This is a genomic window from Agarivorans sp. B2Z047 (assembly GCF_023373605.1).
Lineage (GTDB): Bacteria > Pseudomonadota > Gammaproteobacteria > Enterobacterales > Celerinatantimonadaceae > Agarivorans > Agarivorans albus.
On record NZ_CP088080.1, the window covers coordinates 1,684,552 to 1,707,175 of the forward strand.

Annotated in this window: 21 protein-coding genes and 1 other RNA gene; 17 read left to right on the plus strand and 5 right to left on the minus strand. The window is 40.1% G+C overall.

Features of this window, described 5'->3' with window-relative positions; genetic code table 11:
• Positions 1-122: 122 nt before the first annotated feature.
• The 4 genes from LQZ07_RS07695 to LQZ07_RS07710 all read left to right on the plus strand — a co-directional run bounded on the left by LQZ07_RS07695 (position 123) and on the right by LQZ07_RS07710 (position 3,632).
• On the plus strand, positions 123-980 hold the full coding sequence (locus tag LQZ07_RS07695) for a formate/nitrite transporter family protein (protein ID WP_016401003.1): 858 nt from the start codon (positions 123-125) through the stop codon (positions 978-980).
• Between the two features lie 14 nt (positions 981-994).
• Positions 995-2,716: a bifunctional protein-serine/threonine kinase/phosphatase gene (locus LQZ07_RS07700; RefSeq protein WP_152779825.1), complete on the plus strand. Its 1,722-nt coding sequence runs from the start codon at positions 995-997 to the stop codon at positions 2,714-2,716.
• A 45-nt stretch (positions 2,717-2,761) separates the two neighbouring features.
• Positions 2,762-3,211: a cyanase gene (gene cynS / locus LQZ07_RS07705; RefSeq protein ID WP_152779823.1), complete on the plus strand. Its 450-nt coding sequence runs from the start codon at positions 2,762-2,764 to the stop codon at positions 3,209-3,211.
• A gap of 169 nt (positions 3,212-3,380) precedes the next feature.
• Positions 3,381-3,632 (plus strand): DUF2999 family protein, encoded by a 252-nt coding sequence (locus LQZ07_RS07710; RefSeq protein WP_152779821.1) that lies wholly within the window; start codon positions 3,381-3,383, stop codon positions 3,630-3,632.
• A gap of 101 nt (positions 3,633-3,733) precedes the next feature.
• Here LQZ07_RS07710 and LQZ07_RS07715 read toward each other — a convergent pair whose 3' ends face one another.
• From LQZ07_RS07715 to smpB, 3 genes are all read right to left on the minus strand, one after another.
• Complete coding sequence (locus tag LQZ07_RS07715; RefSeq protein WP_249483585.1) at positions 3,734-4,783, minus strand: CNNM domain-containing protein; 1,050 nt, start codon at positions 4,781-4,783, stop codon at positions 3,734-3,736.
• A 198-nt stretch (positions 4,784-4,981) separates the two neighbouring features.
• Positions 4,982-5,348, minus strand: a transfer-messenger RNA (tmRNA) gene (gene ssrA, locus LQZ07_RS07720).
• 88 nt (positions 5,349-5,436) lie between these two features.
• Positions 5,437-5,922, minus strand: coding sequence for an SsrA-binding protein SmpB (smpB, locus tag LQZ07_RS07725; RefSeq protein WP_016401009.1), 486 nt, complete (start codon positions 5,920-5,922; stop codon positions 5,437-5,439).
• A gap of 101 nt (positions 5,923-6,023) precedes the next feature.
• On the opposite strand from smpB, the gene LQZ07_RS07730 reads away from it, so the two are divergent.
• Together LQZ07_RS07730 and LQZ07_RS07735 are read left to right on the plus strand one after the other, a co-directional pair.
• On the plus strand, positions 6,024-6,452 hold the full coding sequence (locus LQZ07_RS07730) for an SRPBCC family protein (protein WP_152779819.1): 429 nt from the start codon (positions 6,024-6,026) through the stop codon (positions 6,450-6,452).
• A gap of 2 nt (positions 6,453-6,454) precedes the next feature.
• On the plus strand, positions 6,455-6,799 hold the full coding sequence (locus LQZ07_RS07735) for an RnfH family protein (protein WP_249483587.1): 345 nt from the start codon (positions 6,455-6,457) through the stop codon (positions 6,797-6,799).
• Between the two features lie 50 nt (positions 6,800-6,849).
• On the opposite strand, the gene LQZ07_RS07740 is transcribed toward LQZ07_RS07735, so the two are convergent.
• Positions 6,850-7,209, minus strand: coding sequence for an outer membrane protein assembly factor BamE (locus tag LQZ07_RS07740; RefSeq protein ID WP_152779817.1), 360 nt, complete (start codon positions 7,207-7,209; stop codon positions 6,850-6,852).
• 76 nt (positions 7,210-7,285) lie between these two features.
• The gene (recN, locus tag LQZ07_RS07745) at positions 7,286-8,950 is read right to left on the minus strand and encodes a DNA repair protein RecN (RefSeq protein WP_152779815.1); all 1,665 of its coding nucleotides are present in this window, start codon (positions 8,948-8,950) and stop codon (positions 7,286-7,288) included.
• Between the two features lie 502 nt (positions 8,951-9,452).
• On the opposite strand from recN, the gene LQZ07_RS07750 reads away from it, so the two are divergent.
• From LQZ07_RS07750 to LQZ07_RS07800, 11 genes are all read left to right on the plus strand, one after another.
• Entirely contained in the window at positions 9,453-11,102 is a 1,650-nt protein-coding gene (locus tag LQZ07_RS07750; RefSeq protein ID WP_152779813.1) for a metallophosphoesterase, read from the plus strand.
• Between the two features lies 1 nt (position 11,103).
• Positions 11,104-11,940 (plus strand): HAD family hydrolase, encoded by an 837-nt coding sequence (locus LQZ07_RS07755; RefSeq protein ID WP_152779811.1) that lies wholly within the window; start codon positions 11,104-11,106, stop codon positions 11,938-11,940.
• An 877-nt stretch (positions 11,941-12,817) separates the two neighbouring features.
• On the plus strand, positions 12,818-13,405 hold the full coding sequence (locus tag LQZ07_RS07760) for a hypothetical protein (protein WP_249483588.1): 588 nt from the start codon (positions 12,818-12,820) through the stop codon (positions 13,403-13,405).
• Positions 13,406-13,633: 228 nt separating this feature from the next.
• Positions 13,634-13,915: a hypothetical protein gene (locus tag LQZ07_RS07765; RefSeq protein WP_152779809.1), complete on the plus strand. Its 282-nt coding sequence runs from the start codon at positions 13,634-13,636 to the stop codon at positions 13,913-13,915.
• Between the two features lie 150 nt (positions 13,916-14,065).
• On the plus strand, positions 14,066-14,998 hold the full coding sequence (locus LQZ07_RS07770) for an MvdC/MvdD family ATP grasp protein (RefSeq protein WP_152779807.1): 933 nt from the start codon (positions 14,066-14,068) through the stop codon (positions 14,996-14,998).
• Positions 14,998-16,068: a hypothetical protein gene (locus LQZ07_RS07775; protein ID WP_152779805.1), complete on the plus strand. Its 1,071-nt coding sequence runs from the start codon at positions 14,998-15,000 to the stop codon at positions 16,066-16,068. Before LQZ07_RS07770 ends, LQZ07_RS07775 begins: the two co-directional genes overlap by 1 nt.
• A complete protein-coding gene (locus tag LQZ07_RS07780) occupies positions 16,065-16,433 on the plus strand; it encodes a hypothetical protein (RefSeq protein ID WP_152779803.1) in 369 nt (122 codons plus the stop codon). The genes LQZ07_RS07775 and LQZ07_RS07780 overlap by 4 nt, the downstream gene beginning before the upstream one ends.
• Positions 16,434-16,966: 533 nt before the next feature.
• Positions 16,967-17,743, plus strand: coding sequence for a metallophosphoesterase (locus LQZ07_RS07785; RefSeq protein ID WP_152779801.1), 777 nt, complete (start codon positions 16,967-16,969; stop codon positions 17,741-17,743).
• Positions 17,744-18,009: 266 nt separating this feature from the next.
• The gene (locus LQZ07_RS07790) at positions 18,010-19,206 is read left to right on the plus strand and encodes a protein-L-isoaspartate O-methyltransferase (protein ID WP_152779799.1); all 1,197 of its coding nucleotides are present in this window, start codon (positions 18,010-18,012) and stop codon (positions 19,204-19,206) included.
• Positions 19,207-19,216: 10 nt separating this feature from the next.
• Positions 19,217-20,773 carry a hypothetical protein gene (locus tag LQZ07_RS07795; RefSeq protein WP_152779797.1) on the plus strand — a complete coding sequence of 519 codons (1,557 nt, stop codon included), beginning with the start codon at positions 19,217-19,219 and terminating at the stop codon, positions 20,771-20,773.
• 453 nt (positions 20,774-21,226) lie between these two features.
• Positions 21,227-22,441, plus strand: coding sequence for a hypothetical protein (locus LQZ07_RS07800; protein ID WP_152779795.1), 1,215 nt, complete (start codon positions 21,227-21,229; stop codon positions 22,439-22,441).
• Positions 22,442-22,624 lie beyond the last annotated feature (183 nt).

A 22,624-nucleotide genomic window follows, 5' to 3' on the forward strand; every position in this document is an offset into this window, starting at 1 on the left:
CAAGCAGCAAGGAAGCAACGAAATCCGTTCTACTTGTAAAGGTGAACTCGCCAAGGGAAACCTAGGTGAGCAGAACCAGCCAACAGTTTTTATCTACTACTTAAGCAATATAGGGAAATATTATGTCTTATTTAGCTCCTGCGGAGTTCGTAACCAAAATGGTTGACGCTGGTGAATCTAAAGTATTCATGTCAACACGAGATACTCTTATTCGAGCCTTTATGGCTGGCGCCATCTTGGCATTGGCAGCAATTTTTGCCATTACCATGGCAGTGAATACAGGCAACTTCCTCATTGGGGCTATTTTGTTCCCTGTTGGTTTCTGTATGCTTTATTTAATGGGTTTTGACCTTTTAACGGGTGTGTTTGTACTGGTGCCTTTGGCCTTGTTAGATAAGCGGCCTGGGGTTGATGTTAAAGGCATGCTAAGAAACTGGGGCTTTGTATTTTTAGGTAACTTTGCTGGTGCACTTACCGTTGCCTTCATGATGGCCTTTATCTTTACCTACGGGTTTAACATTGAAGCGGGCGCTGTAGGTGCTAAAGCTGCCGCCATTGGTGAAGCACGTACTGTAGGTTACGCAGAACATGGTGTTGCTGGTTGGTTTACTATTTTCATCCGTGGCATGTTGTGTAACTGGATGGTATCAATGGGCGTAGTAGGCGCAATGATTTCTACTAACGTTAGCGGTAAAGTAATCGCCATGTGGATGCCAATCTTCTTGTTCTTCTACATGGGCTTTGAGCACTCAGTAGTTAACATGTTCCTATTCCCATTTGGTTTGATTATGGGCGGTGATTTCTCAATCATGGATTACTTCCTATGGAACGAAATTCCAACTGCATTGGGTAACCTAGTAGGTGGTTTAGCCTTCACTGGTTTAACACTTTACACCACCCACGTAAGAACCGCGCCTAAGCGCAAAGTAGCTAAAGCAGCGGTTGAAGCGCCTAGCAAAGCGGCTACCAGCAACGCTTAATTAAAGGACTGTAGATGACGAGCCAGCTGAGTATCTCCATCGGTCAGTGTTCTGATAAAGGTCGCAAAGACATTAATCAAGACAGTTATGGAAGCTATACTCCGCGTGGCTCTCTACTCAATCATAAAGGCTTTGCTGCTGTGATGGCCGACGGCATAAGCAGCAGCGAAGTGAGTCAAATAGCCAGTGAAACCGCAGTAAAAAGCTTTTTAGATGATTATTACTGCACCTCTGAGACGTGGTCGGTTCAACATGCTGCCGAAAAGGTTTTAGACGCCACCAACTCTTGGCTATATAGCCAATCGCAACAAAGCCCTTACCATTACGACAAAGACAAAGGTTATGTTTGTACGCTTAGTGCTTTAGTGATTAAAGGCAATAAGGCGCATATTTTTCATGTTGGTGATACCCGAGTGTATCGCCTCAATCAGCAGGGCTTAGAGTTACTCACCAAAGATCACCGACTATGGGTGAATGATAATAAAAGCTACTTAAGCCGTGCGCTAGGTATTGATGAATATTGTGAGTTTGATTACCACACGTTGCCCGTAAGCCCTGGTGATATTTTTTTGTTGGCTACCGATGGTGTTTACGAGTTTGTTGATGCAGAGCTTATCAACAATACTATTGCCCAATGTGCCAACGATTTAGAAGCAGCGGCAGCGCAAATTGTTGATAAAGCCTATCAGGCAGGCAGCGACGACAACTTAAGCTTACAAATAATAAAGGTAGAGCAACTAGCAGAACAAAGCTCTCAGCAGCTTAAAGAGCAAATAGAGACTTTACCTTTTCCCCCAGAGTTAAGTGCTCGTATGAGCATAGACAACTACACCATTGTTCGACAAATTCATGCCAGTAGCCGAAGCCACGTGTTTTTAGCATTGGATGAACAAAGCGGCGAGCAAGTGATACTAAAAACACCTTCGGTAGATTTGCGCGACGACCCCGATTATTTAGAACGCTTTTATACCGAAGAGTGGATAGCGCGGCGTATTAACAGTGCCTATGTGTTAAAAGCAAGCCGCAACCCGCGCCAACGTAACTACCTTTATACGGTATTTGAATACATAGAAGGGCAAACCTTAGCCCAATGGATTACCGATAGTCCCAAGCCAGAACTGGCTAAGGTGAGGGAGGTTGTAGAGCAAATTGCCAAAGGCCTACGTGCCTTTCATCGCATGGATATGCTGCATCAAGATCTTAAGCCAGACAACATTATGATTGATAGCTCAGGCACCATTAAAATCATCGACTTTGGCTCGGTATGGGCCGCAGGTCTTGCAGAGCAAACTCAAGACATTACCCAGCAACATTTGCTAGGCACTGCGTTATATTCGGCGCCAGAGTTGTTTTTGGGTATTGGCGGCAGTACCCGCGCAGAGCAGTTTTCGCTGGCAGTAATTACTTTCTACATGCTAAGCGGCCGCTATCCTTACGGTACTAAAGTGGCGGGTGCAAAAAGCCATGCAGCGCAAAAACGCTTACGCTATCAATCGGTAATTGACAGTGACAGCGAAATCCCAGCTTGGATTGATGATGCCCTAGAAAAAGCGCTGCACATAAACCCATTAAAACGTTACGAACAAATCACCGAATTTCTCTGTGATTTACGCCAACCCAACAAAGCTTTTTTGAATAAGGCTCGTGCTCCATTGGTAGAGCGCAACCCTGTAGCGGTATGGCAAGGGATCTCTGCAATTTTAGCGGCTATGGTGGTGTACCTATTACTTAGGTGAACACCGAGTTGTTTCGTTTTTCAATCAAAGGAAGGAAGCAAAAAAATGATATCAAGTAGAGAAGAAGTAACTCAACAAATTGTATCAACCAAGGTGAGAAAAGGCATTAAGTGGAGCGAGGTAGCCAGCGCCATTGGTTTATCGAAAGAGTGGACAACTGCAGCGTGTTTAGGGCAAATGACCTTTGATAAAAGCCAAGCCGAAACCGTGGGCGATATTTTTGAGTTAAGTGACGAAGCCATCGCGTGGTTACAAATTGTGCCTTACAAAGGCTCACTGCCTACCGCTGTACCAACCGATCCGCTTATCTACCGTTGGTATGAAGTAGTAAATGTATACGGCAGCACCATTAAAGAGCTCATTCATGAAGAGTTTGGCGATGGCATTATGAGCGCTATTGATTTCTCGATGGACATCAAGCGTGAAGCCGATCCTAAAGGTGATAGGGTAAACGTAGTGTTGTCGGGTAAGTTTTTACCTTACAAAACCTACTAGATGCTAGCCCCATGATGCATTAGAGCCAGCACCACGCTGGCTTTTTTGTGAACGACATCGCGAGATACTCAACCCGTAATCTACAAAGTAGTTGCTATGAGTACTGGTCAATTCCATAGCTACAAAGCTAAACTGTCGCCTAATTTTATTTAGTCTAAAAGGTAATGTGATGAACCCAATTCTTGCCATGTTGAGAGAGAACAATATTAGTGACCAGCAAATCAGTGAGCTTTTTGAAGTGCTTACTCAAAACCCCCTTGCTGCTATGGCGACTATTAGCCAATTAGGTTTGCCTCAAGAACAATTGCAATTGCTGATGGGACAGGTGGTGCAGAACCCAGCTTTGATTAAAGAAGCAGTAGAAGAATTAGGTTTAGACTTTGCCAAAGTAGAGGCAGCTAAAGAACAGCTTAATAAATAAGAAAAAAGCGCTAAAACCGTCGACTTTAGCGCTTGAAGATTGGCTGTTTGCTTAAAGTTTTGTTTACTTAAAGTTACGTTTGCTTCTAGGCTCGTTAGAACTTATCGACTATAGCGTTGGTTTTTGCTGCGTAAACGGCGTAACCACTGGAAGCGAGCTAAGCGTTGCATGTCTTCAATGGCATCGGTTTCGTCGGTAATCTCTTGGCCTAACAGGGTTTCAATAATGTCTTCCATGGTAAGCAAGCCTTGTACTTCACCGTATTCGTTCACTACCGCTGCAATAAGCTCTCGAGCCTGTAACAAGCTTTGATAAGCATGCCTAACACTTACGCTAGCTGGCAGCATTAGCAACTTACGCGAGTAATCACTTATTTGTGTGTCGCCATTGCCGCTTGCAGCAGCGCCTAAAACATCTTGTTTATGCACGTAAGAGACAAAGTTGTCGCGCTCGCCTTGGTATACCGGAAAACGCGAAAACGGCTGGCTTAAGTGCTCTTCAACAAAGCTTGCCACGGTGCTGTTTAGTTCAACACGTTGCACTACCGCGCGCGGGGTCATCACTTCAGTAATCTTTAACTTTTCTAGTTGAAGTAGATTACGTAATACTTGCGATTCCCCTTGTTCAATCACACCTTGCTGGTGGCCAAGTTCGGCTAAAGCACTAATTTCGTCACGCAAGCTTGAAAAATCTTCTTGCTGTTTACCAATACGTGCAGTGATGCGATCACTTAACCACACAAAAGGGTAAAACACTTTAATCATTAATGGCAGCAACCAAGAGGCAAACGGCGCAAGTTGGCGCCAGTAAGTTACTCCTAAGGTTTTAGGCACAATTTCAGACAATACTAATACCAGTACCGTCATAATTGCTGATGAAATGGCTAAGTATTGTGAGCCATAAAGCTCTGCTACTTGTGCACCCACACCAGCGGCCCCGGTAGTGTGAGCAACAGTGTTTAGGGTAAGAATCGCCGCCAGCGGCTTATCGATACTCGCCTTTAGCTTGGCGAGCCGCTCTGCAACTTTAGGATATTGCTGCTGTTGCAGCTGAATATAGCTAGGAGAAACGCTAAGTAGTACCGCCTCTAGCACAGAACACAAAAATGAAACAATAATAGCAAGACACAAAAAACTTACTAAAAGAAACACTTAATCCACCATTTTATAAACCCAAATACACTGTTGGGCGTGCAGTAACGCTGCCACAAATAATCTTGCTGCTGTCGTTAGCCGCAGTTTATCAAGTTATATCAACAAAAGGGCAGAAGAATATTTAGATTTACATAACTTGGGCGGTAAATATGAGGCACAAAAAAAGACACCCTTAGGTGTCTTCGTTTGTAGAATTGGTGGAGCTGGCGGGTTTCGAACCCGCGTCCAAAACCATTCTAACCAATGGCGCTACATGCTTAGTTTGTCTTTATTCTCGTTAGCAAGCTGCGAACAAACACGCCACTTACTAACATACCAGAATTCTATTTCGCGGTTCAGCTCTCTAGTCAAAGCATCCCTCGCTATCTTGTTTGGGTTTGAACTTCTATGATTCCCCGTCTTACAAGCGGAAGCTAGGGTAGAAGTGCTCTAGCAGGTTATTAAGCTGCTAGTGCGTAGTTTTCGTCGTTTGCGACTATTTTTTTGCGGCTTTTTACGTGGCAAACCGCCCCACGACATGCTCCACAAGCCTTCCTGATCCTGTCGAATCCAATTCAGCCCCGGAATTTCTCAAACATTGTAACACAAGCCAACGGCGTGCGGATATACAGTGCTGTTCAAACGCTGCTTATTTGCCCAATAGGGTAAAACTATCTGAAGCTGTGCTTCATTACGCGGTCTTTAGTACGTTGCCATTCGCGATCTTTTTCATCTTCACGCTTGTCTTGGTCTTTCTTACCTTTGGCTAAGCCCACTTCTAGTTTGGCCCAGGAGCCTTTCCAGTATAAAGCTGTTGCAACAATGGTATAGCCTTGGCGCTCAACCGCACCAATAAGCTTATCTAGCTCTCGGCGATTAAGAAGCAGTTTGCGAATGCGTGTTGGGTCTGCCACAACATGGGTTGAGGCTGAAATTAGTGGTTGAATGTTTAAACCAGAAACAAAGGCTTCACCGTCGCGTACGTATACGTAGCTCTCGGCGATATTTACCTTTCCGGTTCGCATGGATTTTACTTCCCAGCCTTGTAGTTCCATACCCGCTTCAAATTTGTCTTCGATACGGTATTCATGACGCGCTTTTTTGTTTAGCGCGATGGTATTGGAACCAGCTTTTGATTTTGATTTTTTCTTGCTCATGTCGGCTATTATACCGATGCGGCGGGGCTTTAAAACTGATAATGTGCGGATTAGCTCAGCTAATGATAAAATGTGTGCAGATTTGATGAAAGAGTGGGTTCATGCCGCAAGTAAACCGTAGTGCCTTAGTGATGTTTAGCGCTAAGCAAATGTACCAATTAGTTAATGATATAAACGCCTACCCCGAGTTTTTACCTGGGTGTGTGAATAGTGAAATATTAGAAGAAAGTACTTCTAGCATGGTAGCTGAAGTTGGGGTTGCCAAAGCGGGCATAAAAAATAAGTTTGTGACTAAAAACATCCTTACTGAAGATCAGTCCATTCAAATGAAATTAGTGGATGGTCCGTTTAAATCGTTAACTGGGGTATGGAACTTTGTGGCCTTGGACGAGCAAGCTTGTAAAGTGATGTTGGATTTAGATTTTGAGTTTAGCAACAAACTAATAGCGGCGGCGTTTGGCCGTGTATTTAATGAATTAGCCGGCAATATGGTGCAAGCCTTTGTTGAGCGGGCCAAGCAGGTATATTAACGGTGTCGGATCTAATAAATGTAGAAGTGGTTTACGGCTTGCCAGAGCATCAAGTATTGTTGGCGCTAAAGGTAGAGCAGGGATGCAGTATTTTGGAGGCCATTCATCAATCTGGCATCGTGCAGCATTTTCCTGAAATTGAGCCTGAGAAGGCCTCGGTTGGGATTTTTAGCCGAGCAGCAAAACTCGCTCAGGAGTTACGAGATGGTGATAGAGTTGAAATATATCGCCCATTGATAGCAGACCCTAAAGAGTTGCGAAAAATTCGTGCCGAGCGGGCCAAAGCAGAAGGGCGAGCCAGTAAGGTAACTGGCGGCAGGCCAAAAGCGAAAAAAGCTGATAGCTAGAAGTAAAAAAGCCAGATGATTAATCTGGCTTTTTTACTGATGTTTTGTATTTAACCAGCGTCGAGCGGTTGCATAAAGTCTTCGCTGACTTCGTAGTCACCTTCGATGAAGGCTAAGTGGTCATTCACAAATTGAATCACTAAATCGCGCTTTTCAAAATCACCGTTGCCACTTTGATAGCTGTATAAGTAATACCAACGTTCTTTATCGAAGGCGTCAATTAACATTGGAGTACCTAGTACAAAACGTACCTGCTCCTTGGTCATGTTAATGCGGAGCTGTTCTACTTTGGCATCGTCAATGTAGTTGCCTTGTGGAATATCAATTTTATATACCATCCAGTCGAAGGCAGAACAGCCACTTAGGCCAATGCTGGCTAGTAGAACAAAAATTTTGGCAGTAAAACGCATGTGAATCGAAGCTCCTTGTTAAGGCAAGCATCATAACTAAGCCTTGCCATAAAAAGAAGCTTGGAATGCTAAGAATTCAATCCTTAATCAATAATTCTTGCGCGTTTGCTAGCGCCGAAGCGGTAATTTCATCACCTGCAAGCAAGCGGGCTAGTTCTCCAAGGCGTTGTTCTGTATCCAAGACTTGCATGTTTGTTATCGTTTCGTTTTTCTTTTGCTGTTTGCTTACCAGCATTTGTTGATGGCCGTGGCCTGCAACTTGCGGTAAGTGGGTGACACACAATACTTGGCATTGTTTACCTAGCTGGCGCAACATGCCGCCAACTACTGCAGCAGTTGGGCCACTAATACCCACATCCACTTCATCAAAAATCAGTGTTGGAGTTAAGATACTGGCAGAACAAATTACCTGAATAGCTAAGCCTATGCGTGAGAGCTCGCCGCCGGATGCGACTTTTTCGATGGCCTGCATCGGTTGGCCTGGGTTAGTGCGCACCAGTAGTTCAACTCGGTCGATACCGTTGGCGTTGGTAAATTGCTCATCACTTTGTAAAGAAAACTCACACTGGGCTTTTGCCATGCTTAGTTTGTGAATTTCTTTGGTGATTTGTTTGCTTAAGCTATTAGCGGCGCGCTCACGACTTTTAGACAGCTTGTTGGCTTTAGCTAAATATAGTTGCCATGCCTTATCAATATCTTCGGCAAGGTGTTCAAAGCGTTCTGTTTGTTGGCTTAGTTGTTCTAGTTGATGTTGTAACTGTTGATGCAGCTCTGGCAGTTGTTCTGGGTTTGTTTGGTGTTTCCTTGCAAGCTCTAAGGCTTGGCTTAAACGCTCTTCTAATTCTGCAAATAACTCTGGGTCGTAATCCAATTGCTCACTGTAACTACTTAACTGCTGAGTGGCTTCTTCTACTTGGATTTGAGCTTCGTGCAATAGGTTATTGATTGCATCTAGTTTAGAGTCTAATTCGAGCAGTTGGCTGGTTGTTTTGCAGGCTTGGCCTAGCATATCTAATACGTTTACTTGCTCATCGTGGCCAAGTAGCTGAGTAAGTTGATAGCTAGATTGTTGTAGTTCGGTGCTATGAGACAAACATTGATGCTGCTGCTCAATAGTTTGGTATTCGCCCGGCTGTAGGGTGAATTCATCTAACTCTTTGACTTGGTATTCAAGTAACTGACGTTGTGCAGCCAATTCATTTTGCTGTTGTTCTGCTAGCTCTTTCTCGTTACATAAACTTTTCCAAGCTTGATAGGCTTGTTTTACATCTTGGATAAGTTGAGGGTGAGCTGCATATTGGTCAACAATGCTTAACTGCTGACTTGGTTTTAATAATAGTTGATGGGCGTGCTGGCCATGAATACTGACAAGGTATTGGCCCAAGCTTTTTAACTGCGCAGCGGGTACCGCTGTTCCATTAATATAGGCTTTCGATCGTCCCTCTTTAGTGATTACTCGGCGTAGAATACACTCATCATCACTTAGCAGTTCATTTTGTTGCAGCCAAAGCTGGGCACCTTGGTTATTGCTTAAATCAAATTGAGCACTAATTTCGGCTTTATCCGCCCCTTGCTTAACTACTGAGGCTTCGGCGCGATTGCCTAAACATAGGCCTAACGCATCAATGGCAATAGATTTACCAGCACCAGTTTCACCAGTGATGGTGGTCATACCTTGGTGTAGGTCGAGTTCAAGAAACCGAACAATCGCAAAATTTTGTACGCTTAATTGAGTGAGCATATCCTTACCTGACTATTTATACAGTAACTGTATAAATATATAGCTCCAATAGATTTGATGCAAGGCAAAATGTAGGTTTTACTTACAGTGTGATTTTTTACAATCTGATGTAATTCTTATGTATCAACGGCTTAAGTGGCTGGTGGGCTATGGTGAACGGATTCAAGCAACTTACGTTACCAATTTGGAATTAGATGTTCGTGGTAACTGAAACTTGATGTGCTCCTGTCTAATCTTAGTTTTCTAAGTTGTTTGGTACTAGTTGATCACGTCAATTGAAGTAGGAAACTGCGGAATTGTAGTTGGAAACTGCAATTGAAGTTGGAAACTACTGTAGACTGAATGCAAAGAAGGCTGACACTCCATAATGTCAGCCTTCTTCCGGAGGGCTCCTAGCATGTGCTCAACAAACTCAATTGACTCTTTTGCTTCTTGGTGATTAATTGCTGATATGTTTGCAGCCTTAATCCAAGACCATTATCTGTACAAGGAATATTAGACCATGCCAGGGACTTATCTTTTCCGATTTCGTGATTTAGGGAAAAAGCAGGGGTTCACAGTTAAAGAACACAAGGAAATTATTGAGCTACACGACTTTGTTTGGTGGGGTTGGTGGGCAAAGGAAGGAGAAAGGTTTCCTACTTTCGATCTAGGTACAGCAATTGAAAACGGGCCGCTAGAAGTGTTCTTCTTCGACAGTGGGCAGTACAAATTTTATTCATCCCTTCTTGTTGAGATCTGCTCAGGTATTAGCGGAACAATTCCAAAGAATTCGCCTAGTGAAGCCCAAACACCTGAATATTACAAAGATGAGAAGTGTTTGGGTTGGCTAAAGCTTACCAATCTGACGGAGATTGATGAGGAGCGTATAGTAAGGAATTACTCCTATCAGAAGTTAGAATCTTTATATGAGAAGACTCTAGGAGATCAAGATGAGCAACTATTTAATAAGATAATTTTTTCTCCAAAAGAACTAAAGAAGCAAGATAGAACCATCTGGAAAATTCGCGAGAAGATACCAGGAGATTTTGAACACGAATCTTTAGCTACACATTATATACCATACAATTTTGTGGAAAGGTTTTCGCAGAGGGGGAGTCCCCTAATTGCTTGGTTGTCCGATATTCACTTTGATGATGGCAATGGAAAGCACAGTTTTCCCTTTGATGACAATGTGCAACATAAGTGCCTCTCTACTCGAATTGATCAGCTTATTCGAGAGTATTCTAGTGGTGAAAAATGTGCAGGGCTTATCGTTTCCGGAGATATAACTTGGCAGTCGCAAGAAGGTGGTTTCGAGCAAGCTGAAAATTTCATAGAAGATATAAGTTCATCACAGAGCTTCACACCTGACGACATAGCGATATGTCCCGGAAACCATGATGTAGGTTTGCTCAGTGTAGAAGAATATGAGGCTATTCATGGTGAATTTGACCGAGAAAACAGCCAGCGCCTAGTTGAAGAATATCACGAGTCAAGTAAAGCTAACTATATAAATTTTTACAAAAACGTGTTTAAAAGGGCTCCAGAAGAGAATTTGGCTCAAGGGCGAAAATTCTTACTCAGTGGACAAAAGTTAGTTGAAATTGCGTCCATTAATTCTTGTTTACTTCAACAAGTTAAAAGCACGTTCATGGGGGTTGGCTTCGTTGGTGAGGATCAGTTAAAAGATATCGCATCCCAGATGGGGTGGACATATGAAGATGACGCCAAAATCATAAATAACCCCAAGCCAAAGGGGGTTCTGAGAATGTGCATGTTGCATCACCACTTGACTCCCGTAAACAGCTCAGAGGATGCTTATCTAGATTTTAGGTACAGTGTAACTCTCGATGCTGAAAGGCTTATGCAGTGGATTGTGGAGCATGAGGTTGACTATGTTTTACATGGACACATGCACAAGTGCTTTGCAACAACTATCACCCGAAAAAAATATCCTATGAAAGACTTAGAAGGCGAGTCTAAAGAACACAGTTTTAAGGTTATTGCTTTGGGTAGCTCTGGTGTAGACATAGCTGATTTGCCGGGGGACGACCCCTGTAATTATGTCTGTTTAATAGATTTTTCTGGTGATAGGCCAGTATTTAATTTTCACAGACTTGATAAGGGAAGTAACGTGATTAAAAAGCCTGATTACAAGGTGGTAGGTTAGCATGAAACTTTTGATAACGGATTTAGACAATACTTTATATGATTGGGTGACATTTTATTCAAAATCATTTGAGGCTATGGTTAATGCTTTAAGCAAGGAAATTGGTGTTCCTTTAGATATTCTATTAGCTGAGTATAAGTCTATTCATCAGAAGTTTGGAAATTCAGAGAAGCCTTTTGCAACCTTAGAACTCCCATCTGTTCTTAATTTTTTCAAGTCAGATGATAAAAAGTACTTACAAAAGCAACTATCGCCAGTTTTGTCAGCATTTAGTTCTAAGAGAAATGATACTTTGAAGCTCTACCCTGGAGTTAAAGACACTTTAGATAAGTTGAATAGTGAAGGTGTGAAGATTGTAGCCCATACAGAGGCTCTTGAGTTTAACTCGTTGTATAGGCTTAACAAGTTAGGGATTGTTGACAACTTTGTTCATCTATACACGTTAGAAGACCGATACAACATTCACCCTGATCCACCTAACGCTAAGGCTATCCCTGTAGACGGGAATTTCATTATTCGACTTCCTCCAGAAGAGTCTAAACCTAATCCAGAATTGTTAAGACACATATGCCGTGAAGAGAAAGTTGATGTCAAAGATGCAGTATATGTTGGTGATTCTTTAACTAAAGATATCTCAATGGCTAATGAAGTTGGAATAAAAAGTGTTTGGGCCAACTACGGTCGAAATTTCTCTCCAGAGTGTTGGAAGATACTAGTCCAAATAACACACTGGACAGACGAAGATGTGGCGCGTGAGGAAGAACTAAAGAAAACATACGCTAATATTAAGCCCGACTATACCATTGAGAATTTTTCGGAGCTGTTAAGCTTAGGCTAGGCAGGCATAGGATTAACTTGCAGAGGAGCAAGTAGACTCCAGAAATGACATCAAACAGGCTTGCCGCGCATACATGTGGCTGTACAAAAATGACCGTGAATGGCTCTATGCACATCTGCCTGGCAAGTCAAACAGAACAAAGTGTAGCGGTATGATTTAACTAGAGACTTCGTTAGAGGTAAAGCTTATGAATCAAAATCACATCAAGACAAACCTTACAGTTGCTGCTCTCTCACTTGCGTTAGAATGGGGTACTGAATTTAAGATTCAGACCAATGCGTTTTGATTCAGACGGCCTTCCCTAATAAATCGCCCTTGAAGTATTCCGCGTATTTTTCTTCCAATTCTTGGAGTATTGGTTTCTTTGGCCGTGGCGCACCTAGTTGTCGGAAGGCAATATAGTTTGTTCGACTCGAATAAGGTTTGACCGTTTTTAATAAGGTTTGTCACTTCTCCTCAGTCTGCTCACTTGGCAGGGGGCGATGTGAACCGATGAACGCAAACACACCTTTGTCCCAAAATGAGTTTGTTGTCTTGGTTTAAGATGATAGGTGTAGAAAGCGTTTTTTCATCACCTCAATAAGTCCAGTATAGCCCCCTTAAGCTAGGACAATTCTGTACATGTACAGTTATAATTCAATTACCTAGATTGTCCTCCGTTACCATAACCATTAACGACTGTAAAAGACATCGATAAATGTTCTCGCTTAATTCTGAGCGATGTCAGAGCAGATTGAATTAGCGCTGCATTAATTTTTTTATATCAAAAGATTAGTTCGACATTGATAAATATATATTTTAACCTGAGGTTTATCTTAGAGTCTGGACAAGAAGCTGTTAACTGTCCTAAGTTTTCAACACCAAGAGGAATTTTGAAGTGGATGTCAATAGTTACATAACACCTGCGGCAGGACTTGTTGGGGTTATGGTTAGTATTGCCACATTTCTTATTACCTTTCAAAAATTGAAAGACATTAAAGGTGAAAAAGCCAAGGAATTGCATAGCCGATATACTGCTATTAAAGTGCTTGCAAAAGACATAGACGCTAACTACCCAGAAATATTGATACTGCTAAGTGGGTTAACACGAACTGAATTAACACCTAGCGAGATTCAATGGTTTATTAATGAGCCAGGTGCTTTTTTAAAACTCGAGCAGTATGGAAAAATCTGCGGAAGATATTGCAAAATCAACTTGGAAAAAGGGGAGTTTTCTTTGACCGAGAGAGTTTCTACATTTAAGAAACAAGCAATTGAAAAGCTCAAAATTGTGGGTGTTGGTTTAGGTATGCTGTCGTTTCTATCATTTATTTGGGGGATAATTATTTATAACGTAAATACGGCTCCAATGGTATATATAGGGTTAGGAGCATGGTTTATATACTTTTTACTTGTCCTTTGGGGAGTTAATTTCTTGTGGGGCACTATCAACAAGGCTAAGAAACTCCAAGGAAAACCTATATAAAAACAGTTAACAAAGCCTTCAAGACCGATTTGTAAACGCGTGTCGAACTCGCTTTGCTCAGGTTTACTTATAGCTTAAGGCAGCGTTCATTGCTAATTCCTCACTCTTTTCTGCCCCATTCTAAGTTAACTCTGCTTAGCTTCTCACTTCGTTAAATCTTCATTTGACCTCGTTTTTCTTATGCTAGTAAGTTGTTTACAGCATCGAACTATTGTCAAACAAAGGTAAATGATGAATTTTAAGCTAGGTCTAAGAGAAATTACTGAATCCGATATCAAGGCTGATTGTCCTTTCGTGCCAGAGAAAGAGGATTTCCCTATTTATGTGGCTGCTTTCGTAGAAGATATTGAGAATCTAAAGATTGTGGAAAGTGCTTATGAAAGCAATAACAGCGTTGTCATTAAACTCGCAGGTGATGCTGATATTGAACAACTGCGCCAAGCGTGTAAATCAATACATCAACATTATTGGGATAAGCTTCGTACAACAGGCTTTGAGTCAATCGCATAGCTAAGCTTTTGAGACTAATTCAACACCGTTCTGCTATTAATATGTCAGTCTTCATGCCAGTTAAATCAAGAAAGATGAGCGCTTTCCTAATAGAAAGTAGTTAAGCAAACATATACATTAGCTAATTATATTAAAGTTGAGAGAAGTAAGTTGAATAGTGGAACAGTACTCGTAGTAACGAGCAGTTATGACAAAACCTGTGACTACCTTGTTGCAAAGTTCAATCAACTTAGTTTTTTCCGTTTAGACTTAGACAGATTCTCAGAGTACCGCATCACCTATTCCTCTAATGGTTTCAAAATTAAAGGTACATGTAGTGAAATAGACTCCGAATCATGCTTATCCATTTATTTTCGAAAGCCATCAATGGAAAAGCTAGATGGCATCTTTGATAGTTATTATCACTCGTATATACATAGGGAAACCTATTCCTTGATTGAAGGAATCATAGAAAGCTTTAAAGGAACTGTACTCACAAAACCTTCGATTATGCGCCGCGCCAACAATAAGGTGCTTCAGGCTTCTCTAGCAGGTGAAGTCGGACTTAACCTACCAGAGCTCGCAATTACAAATGATGTAACTTTACTAAAACACTTTTCTGTTCAGAAAGGCATTATCAAGCCTGTTGCTATAGGTGAAATCACGAGAGGTCCTAGTAAAGAGTTCGTACAAACAAACTTAATAGACCCAACATTTGAAACCCGTAACTTTGAGTACTCACCCGTTTATCTACAAAGTTATATCCAGAAAGATTTCGAAGTACGATTAACTGTTGTAGGCGAACGAGTCTTTCCTGTTAAAATTCACTCACAAAACCCTATAGATTGGCGAAAGCTAAACAACAAAGTTATCTATGAAACCTGCTCGATCCCAGAAGATATTGAGCGTAGTTGCTTTGCCTTTATGGATCTATGTAGCATGAAATTTGGGTGTTTTGACTTCATTGTGAAAGATGATATTTGGTATTTCTTGGAGATGAATGCTAATGGTCAGTGGGCATGGCTAGAGTTTGAGACAGGACTCAATATATCGGAATCAATTATTGACTATTTGACAACGGGTAGCACGAAAATGGAGCCATAGTGGAAGAACAACATTGCACCTCTTTTGGGTATAAATTCAGCTTATTTGTTTATAGGTTACTAAACCATTTGCCTGTATTCCATGCATCACAGGATAACAGCTTTGACTCAGTAAATTCCTTAGCAGAACTTCGTTTATCCCTCCTCTCGTTACCTTGGGGTGATAAGCATATCTATTTATTTACTTATATCCATAAAGGCAATATTAAAGAGCGCTTTAACTTGTTATCAATTTTACGAATTTCGGACATAAAGTCACCTCGTTCCAAAAAAGAACTAGACCAACTTGAAGCTGATTTTTTAGGTCTTGAAGATGACACAGGTGGTTCAAAAAGCAAATTAAGAATGGAGTTCTTAAAGCATAAGAGTGCAGAGTGCCAAAACAGCATTAACACATTAAACAACAAGGTTAATAGTTATATCGCAATTGCCTTGGTATACACAGGGTTGTTCGCATTTTTATTTCAATCAATACTGGAGTTGGGTTTTTCACTCTTCAGTGTGTTGATGTGGCTTGCCTTTGGTCTCTCAAGTATTTCTCTAATTAACGTCTTGGTTCTGTTACGCAGATACCTACAAGTCAAAGGAACCTTAAAAAGTAGATTTGGTTCATTCAAAGGTTCGCCTGACTTCAAGCAGTTAGCTAAAAGTATTTACATCGACTGGCTAACCTCACAAGATGAGCAGTGGGAAGCTGCTACCTTAGTGAAAAATATTGAAAAGTATTTCATCAGAAGTGTTTTTTTAAGTTCATTCATACTCTTTTCTACGGTCTTGCTACCGTTTATCCAACAAGTTTCACCCAACACTATAAAAGCAACCAATGATGAATTCATATTGATAGATAAAGAGGGCAAGTTCTCACCTCAAGAGTTGTTAAGTCTATCTAAAACCATCACCTCCGATAATACAATTATTTTTGTTTATTCGTCTTCAAATCCTTCTGGTAACGCTTCTGCAAACTTCGTGATTACTGCATTAAACCTCTCTAAACAAAGCTCGGTAATCAAGATAAGCGATGAATTATTTGACCCTAAGTTACTTATAGCTACAGTAAAGGAAGAAAAATGAAACCTTACATTATGAACTATAGTGAGACAATCGAGATTTCCCCTGTATGTTCTACTTTTCATAAAGTCGATATAACAACCAAAACTTTCACAATAAAGGGGCAACATAATGATGAGATTCGTTGTGATTGGACAATTCAAACGAACGTTACCGAGCCAACAGATGACGACAGTATTCTTTGTTTAGATGAAACGACAATAACGAAGACTTTAGAGCCAACAGATCAAGATTGCATGCATTTAGATGCCACATACGAGACTAGAGTTGTTGAAACCAGCGACAATGACTCGATATACCTTGATACGACTGTTGCGACTGAATCAATTGAAGGTTTAGATCCTGATGAGATTGTTCTAGCTCATTGAAGTGCAGTAACTTGGACTAGACCTGACACATTTTCAGTAAAGGCATCACAATAATAATCCTTTGCCCAAACCTTCTTGCGACCAGTTTTCGCTCCTATAAAGTGAGTTAATGCATCGTGGCCTTGTGACTTAAATTGGCAACGGTTTAACTGTACTTGGAGGTCCACCATAGATAGGCTAATCCGTGTTTCGCTGTTTCAGAATAATCTCTGAAACACTTTTGTCCAATTTCAAGTTACGGATTTAAACAACTGTTGTTTGAGAATCTAGAAAGTGTCTAGGATTCTCAGGCCTTACCACTTTTTACTGGTTTCGATTGTACCAGAATGGTATTCAGGCTAACTCAAGGTTTTCATTTAAGTTGTTGTAGGAAGGAAATGTCTCATTGCTTGTTAGTACTGATTTTCTTAACATTTCCAAACTATCCTCTTTGACTTAATTTACTTAAAGACTATAGGATGAAACATATTGTCTATCACTTTGGTTCCGACTATTCCTAACTTTCAGCCTGCTAGGCATCAGGGGGAGTGTGCGTGAGATTTATAGAAGTATCAGAAGATCCATTTTATGAGATTGAATATAGATCTTCTGGACGAGGAGGCAAGGTTCGTAAAGTTGTGCTTCCGTTTTATAAAGCGATAGTTGATGAGTTACCCAAGGGGATTACTTCTTTTGTTATTACCTCGGATCTTCAAGGGCGTGAACAAAAAAAAACAAATCGACTGATAGGTGAGTTAGTAGCAGAAGAGTTAAGTTTGTTATCTGATCTAGGTGAAATTCCACCAGTTAGTTTAGTTGCTTTGGCTGGAGACTTTTATGATCACCCGGAACTGCATAAACTTGGCGGCACTGGTGACGTCACTACAGTTTGGAATGCATTCGCTAAAGAATTTCCTTTTGTTGTGGGCGTGCATGGAAACCACGATATCGTAGTGGAGTCGCATCTGGCATCGAATACTATTGTTCTCGACGGTAATAGTAAAAATTACTTAGGTATTCGCATCGGTGGTGTTTCAGGCATCATAGGGAGTAGTGACAGGAATCAAAGAAAATCCAAGCGGGAGTTTATGAGCGCTCTAGCGAAGGTTACAAATGTTAAAAACGACCTGATACTTTTACACCTCGGTCCTGAGGATGCTACAAATCGCCAAATAGGTGATCCTGAAATCACAAACTATTTATTGTCAAAAGGTACAGATATTGTAGCTTTCGGTCACTGTCATTGGAGCAAATCGTTTATCGATATAGGTAAAAATCAAGTCCTCAATGTCGACCACAGGTTGTATCTAGTAACCACAGCTAATGCCTAACAAGAGAATCTTGCGGAATGGGTATGATTAGACGATTCGGGGACCAAACATAAAAAACTCTTTCTACTAAACTATGAATAAGTTAAGTATTCAGTTTAGCAAGTTAAAAGTCAAACTTAGACTTTATAGATGATAATTTTCTCAACCTATCTATTTTTCAGGTGTTCAGTTTGTAATTACTAAAAAATATTAGTTTAAATGATCTAGGTACGGATGAGACCAGGAAAGTTGATAAATGAGAATTCTTACTATAGAAGGTTGTTGTAATGAATAAAAATATAGTTTCAAACCTTAAATTAGAAATATTGAAAAACTATAATGAGATATTTCATTGGAAACCTTTGCCTATTGAAGTTAAAGAAGCATTTGAACTGGTGGATAGGCATAATTTTGTATCAATGTATAAAGATACTGTTGATGACTCTGAGACACTAGTTACTGAAAGTAACATTTCGGAACATCTAACCAAAATTTATAGAGATCAGTATCTTATTATTAAGACAGATCGAGAGACCAATGAGGTTCTTTCATCACTTTCACAGCCATCACTTGTTTTGTATATGCTCGCTATTGGAGATATTAGGCTCGGAGATAGTATCTTGGAAATTGGTACAGCTAGCGGATGGAATGCAGCATTACTGTCTAACCTCGTAGGAGCTAGTGGGCGAGTTGTTTCTACCGAAATAGATGGTGAACTAGGAGTTGAGGCAAAAAGTAGATTGAAACTACTTGGATACGATAACGTTCGGGTTAAGGTAGGAGATGGAGCAAGAGGTGCGCCAGGAGAGAAATTTGATGTTATATTTTATACGGTAGGTATATATGATATTCCCTCTGATATTTATGACCAATTAAAAGAAAAAGGTATATTGGTCCTAATACTAAAAAACAAAGGTGGTGGTGACACCCTAATAAAACTAAGAAAAAGTGGAGAAAAACTAGTATCAGAAGAGTCTATACCGTGTGGCTTTGTCGAGATTCAAGGTCATTTTAGAACACAAGAGATGCAACCCAAAATATTATGTCAAGATCTCACATTAAAGAAGCTGTGGTCCTCTAAAACCAATGAACAAAAATTCTGGTTTGGTGGCAGTGATAAATCAGATTTTTATTGGCGAAGTATGCCATTTAAGGCTTATTTGAGTATTGTAAACCCTTACTATTTTGCAGCATATGAGAAAGAAGAAGATTATAAGTCAGCAGATTCAGGAGGGTATTTTGGTATCTATAATAGAGATGAGTTTTCATTGGCTGTTTTTACTGGAAAAAAACTAATTGGGTGTGGGAGTGATTGGGCATTTGAAACGATTAAAAAGTTATTAAATGATTGGGTTGATATTGGAATGCCGACGATATCTTCATTCCATTTAGAGGTGTGTAAAAAAACATCAAAAAGAAAAATTGGCTGCGGTGAGTATTTAATTACTAGAGATGAATCCAAGTTTTTCTTTAATCTTAAATGAAATTGTAATAATGATAAACTTTGAACTTAAAGATATAGAAACCTACTCTCAGATAATTACCTCTTTGGCTACTTGCTTTACGGTATTTGTTGCGTATATCTCAATTAGACAAGTAAAGAAAATTGAGAAGGAAAGAGGGAATAATGAGCAGAAACTCAAAACGATTGAGATAGTTACAGAACCTAATTCTGGTATAGCTCATTTGTCTAGTGAACCGATGGCTGAACGAAAGGGATTTTATCCATACCTTAGTTGGAGTTTAAGTGATATTGATGAAAGACTAAACCTATCTATGAATGGTTGCTCTCCTAAAACTATTGAAATGTTATCTAGACAGATAAGGTCGAGAGTTCCTTTGTGTAGGCCAAATCATAATGGTTCAGCCTATATATATGATTTCAATAAAACAGTAATATACAAACCTTTTGACCCCTCTTCTAACCTTCATAGAAGTTACGTCTTTTTATTTAATAAACTTGAGGATGTTTCTTCAGCAATAAACGGTGGTTTGCTCGATGTTAATCTCTTAAATTTTATGTATGGCGGTATGATTTCTACTATTTATCGAGAGCATTCAGAATGGCTTGCTTGGATGAAACGATACGATGGTCTAAGGATGTTTGATCAGTATGATATTCTAATCGATCATATGTTGAGTCTGTCATCAGCAAGGTACTCTTTATATAAAAAAAGATTCCTTATTAAGCTCTTGTTCTGTGGTTGTAGCGGAAGGAAACTTCTATTTCTGTTGGTGTTTTCTGGGGCTGCTTACAATAGAGAAAATACAATAACAAAGAATGCTCTCGCTACAGAGCTTATTAAGCACAATTTAGGTAAAGACGCGGAGGAGTTGATTAACGCAGCATTCTTGGGAAAGAGCAAAGTAGTAACTTTAACTGCTAAGAAAGTTCGCTCATCAAGATTTGTTAAGAAAAAAATTTATACACTCTTTTCGGATTGCTGGAAGCGGTCTATGGGAGAGTGGCCTGTGGGTATGCAATCGTGGAGCCCTACAAGTACACTAAATCTTAGTGCTTTTGATGACTGGTTTAAATATGTATCAAATGAATGGGAAGTTATCTTCTACGCCAAATTGCCATATTGGAGCAGGAGACAATATGCGGGAATGATCGCTCTAAGTTATGGTCAGGCTTTAACAAAAAATAGCAAACGCTGGTCGTTGGAAATAATCGAGGCAGCGCGTTCGCATATAGGCCTTAATGAAAATGTTTATGAATACCTAGAAAAAGTTGGTATACCGCAGCTCAATGAAAAAGGCTCTTCTTCTATTAATTTGAACAGAATGTCCCATATTCAATCCTTCTATACTCATAGTGATATACGTAATGAATATGGATTTGAAAACATAGGTAGAAAATTATTTAGGGAATGTGTGTCATATTCTCGCAACCAACTTGGTTTAATTCCTTTTTTGTCTGTAATTGCTGATAGTGAGTTCACGCAAAGAGCGATCGAATTGTATGTTGGTGAAGGAGGCGCTTACATCGGCACAACTAGAGATGCTGGTAGGGCGGATCAACATTTAGTGCACGTTTTTATATTTTAGGTAAACTTCACTTTAAACCCATAAAGCAAACTAACGACCTGACTCAATAATTCCAAACTGACATGGTCTGAAAATCCTAGACATTTTCTATGTGGTACGGCCTAAGAACTCTCGACACTTTCCGGGTTCTAAGAAACGGTTAACCGTAACTCGAAACTGCCCCAAAGCCGTTTGTAGTAAACGGTCAACCATATCCTGTTGATAGACTTTTCCCCTATCAACATTTATCGATGAGGGAACTTAAAGACTAGCATTACTCATGTTTTTGGTGACCACCAAGCAAGCAGATTTAAACGTGTATGTATTGTTACTACTGTGAGGGAACTATTGAAAATCTCGTATGGTAATAGGGAATTAAAGTCACAATCTTTGAACCGACCACTCCTTGGTAGTCTTGATTCACTAAGCATAAGCAGTATGATATTTTATCATTGCTAATCTATTGAGAAATATATGTATATACCATCAAGATTTGCGTACGAAGTGTTAGTTTCTGAGAAAATTGGTGTACTTTGTGAGTCTAACAATAAAGGCGACAAGGCGATTATTGCTAAACTGCCTACTTCGACTATTAAGGCCATAGCTCTGGGCGCTAAAGTTGATTTTTACGTATTCACTACTTCAAGAAAGCCGTATTACTTAGCCCTTTGTATGAAAATCTTTGACAATAAATGTTCTCCAATGCATGCGCTGCTGGCTCAAAGGTGGCAGAACTCAAATAATATATTGGACTTTTCATTCTTCGATTCTGAATTGGACTTCGTTTTATTCGATGAAACCGATGCATCAGTTCAAGAAAGCAAAATTAAAATAAAAACAAACTTTAGAAATAAACGTGTTCGCAATGTCCTTCAAAACATGAAATTTACCTCATCCAATGACTACGATGCGGTCAATCATTTTACAGATTCCGTTTGTGCAGATTTAGGGTTTAATTATGATTCACACCCTCACTACCCAATAGCGAGCTTCAAGTTTTCAACGGAAATCAAAGATATACACACAGTTAAAACCATTCACGTTAATGAGCAAAGTTCTACACACTACGATGTAATTAAAGATATAGATGGAGCCCGCCAAGAACGTCAAATTTACCAATCTCTTTGTTTAATGGACAATTCTAAGACAGCTATATCTCCTCTTGTCACAATCGGTAAGAAAGAGCGAGAGCTTACTGATGTTTTAACTATTACTCAGAATCAACAGTTGATCGCTGTTGAATCAAAGTGCCTACAAGTAGACAAAGACGCTGTAGGAAAATCTTATGAGCGAACCGCCGCGAGTATAGTTAAGCACTGTAAAAAAGCTCTTAGCCAATTGGAAGGTGTTTACAAATCCATTAAAAGAGGCGAGAGAATTTATGATGAGCACGATAACACTCTATTGTTGGAGGGTAATAATTCATTTTATGGCATTGTTCTTATAGATGAATTTCGGCCATCGAACGACTGGGAAGAAGTAATAAATCTAATGCAGTCACTGAGTAATACACATAACGTTTGCCTAAACATAATCAGTATTTCTGAAATGATCTACACCATGAAATTATGTACATCCAATACAAGTTTATTTATAGAGTTACTTGAGAATCGACAACAAGCCTGTATAGACGCTAACACTATCGATATACGATTCACAAACTCTTCATTGCCTACAATGGTTGAATAAGTTCTACTTATTCGGTTATTGAGAAGTGAGCTTTGGTGGCAATTGCCACACCCTAAGTAATTCAGCAATTACTAATTTAGTAAAGTCACTTAAAACGTTCTGTCCAATGTCGATTCCGGGAATAGACAATGGTTGTTTGAAAACTTAGATATGCAATGCTCCTCAAGATAAAGTTATAAACCA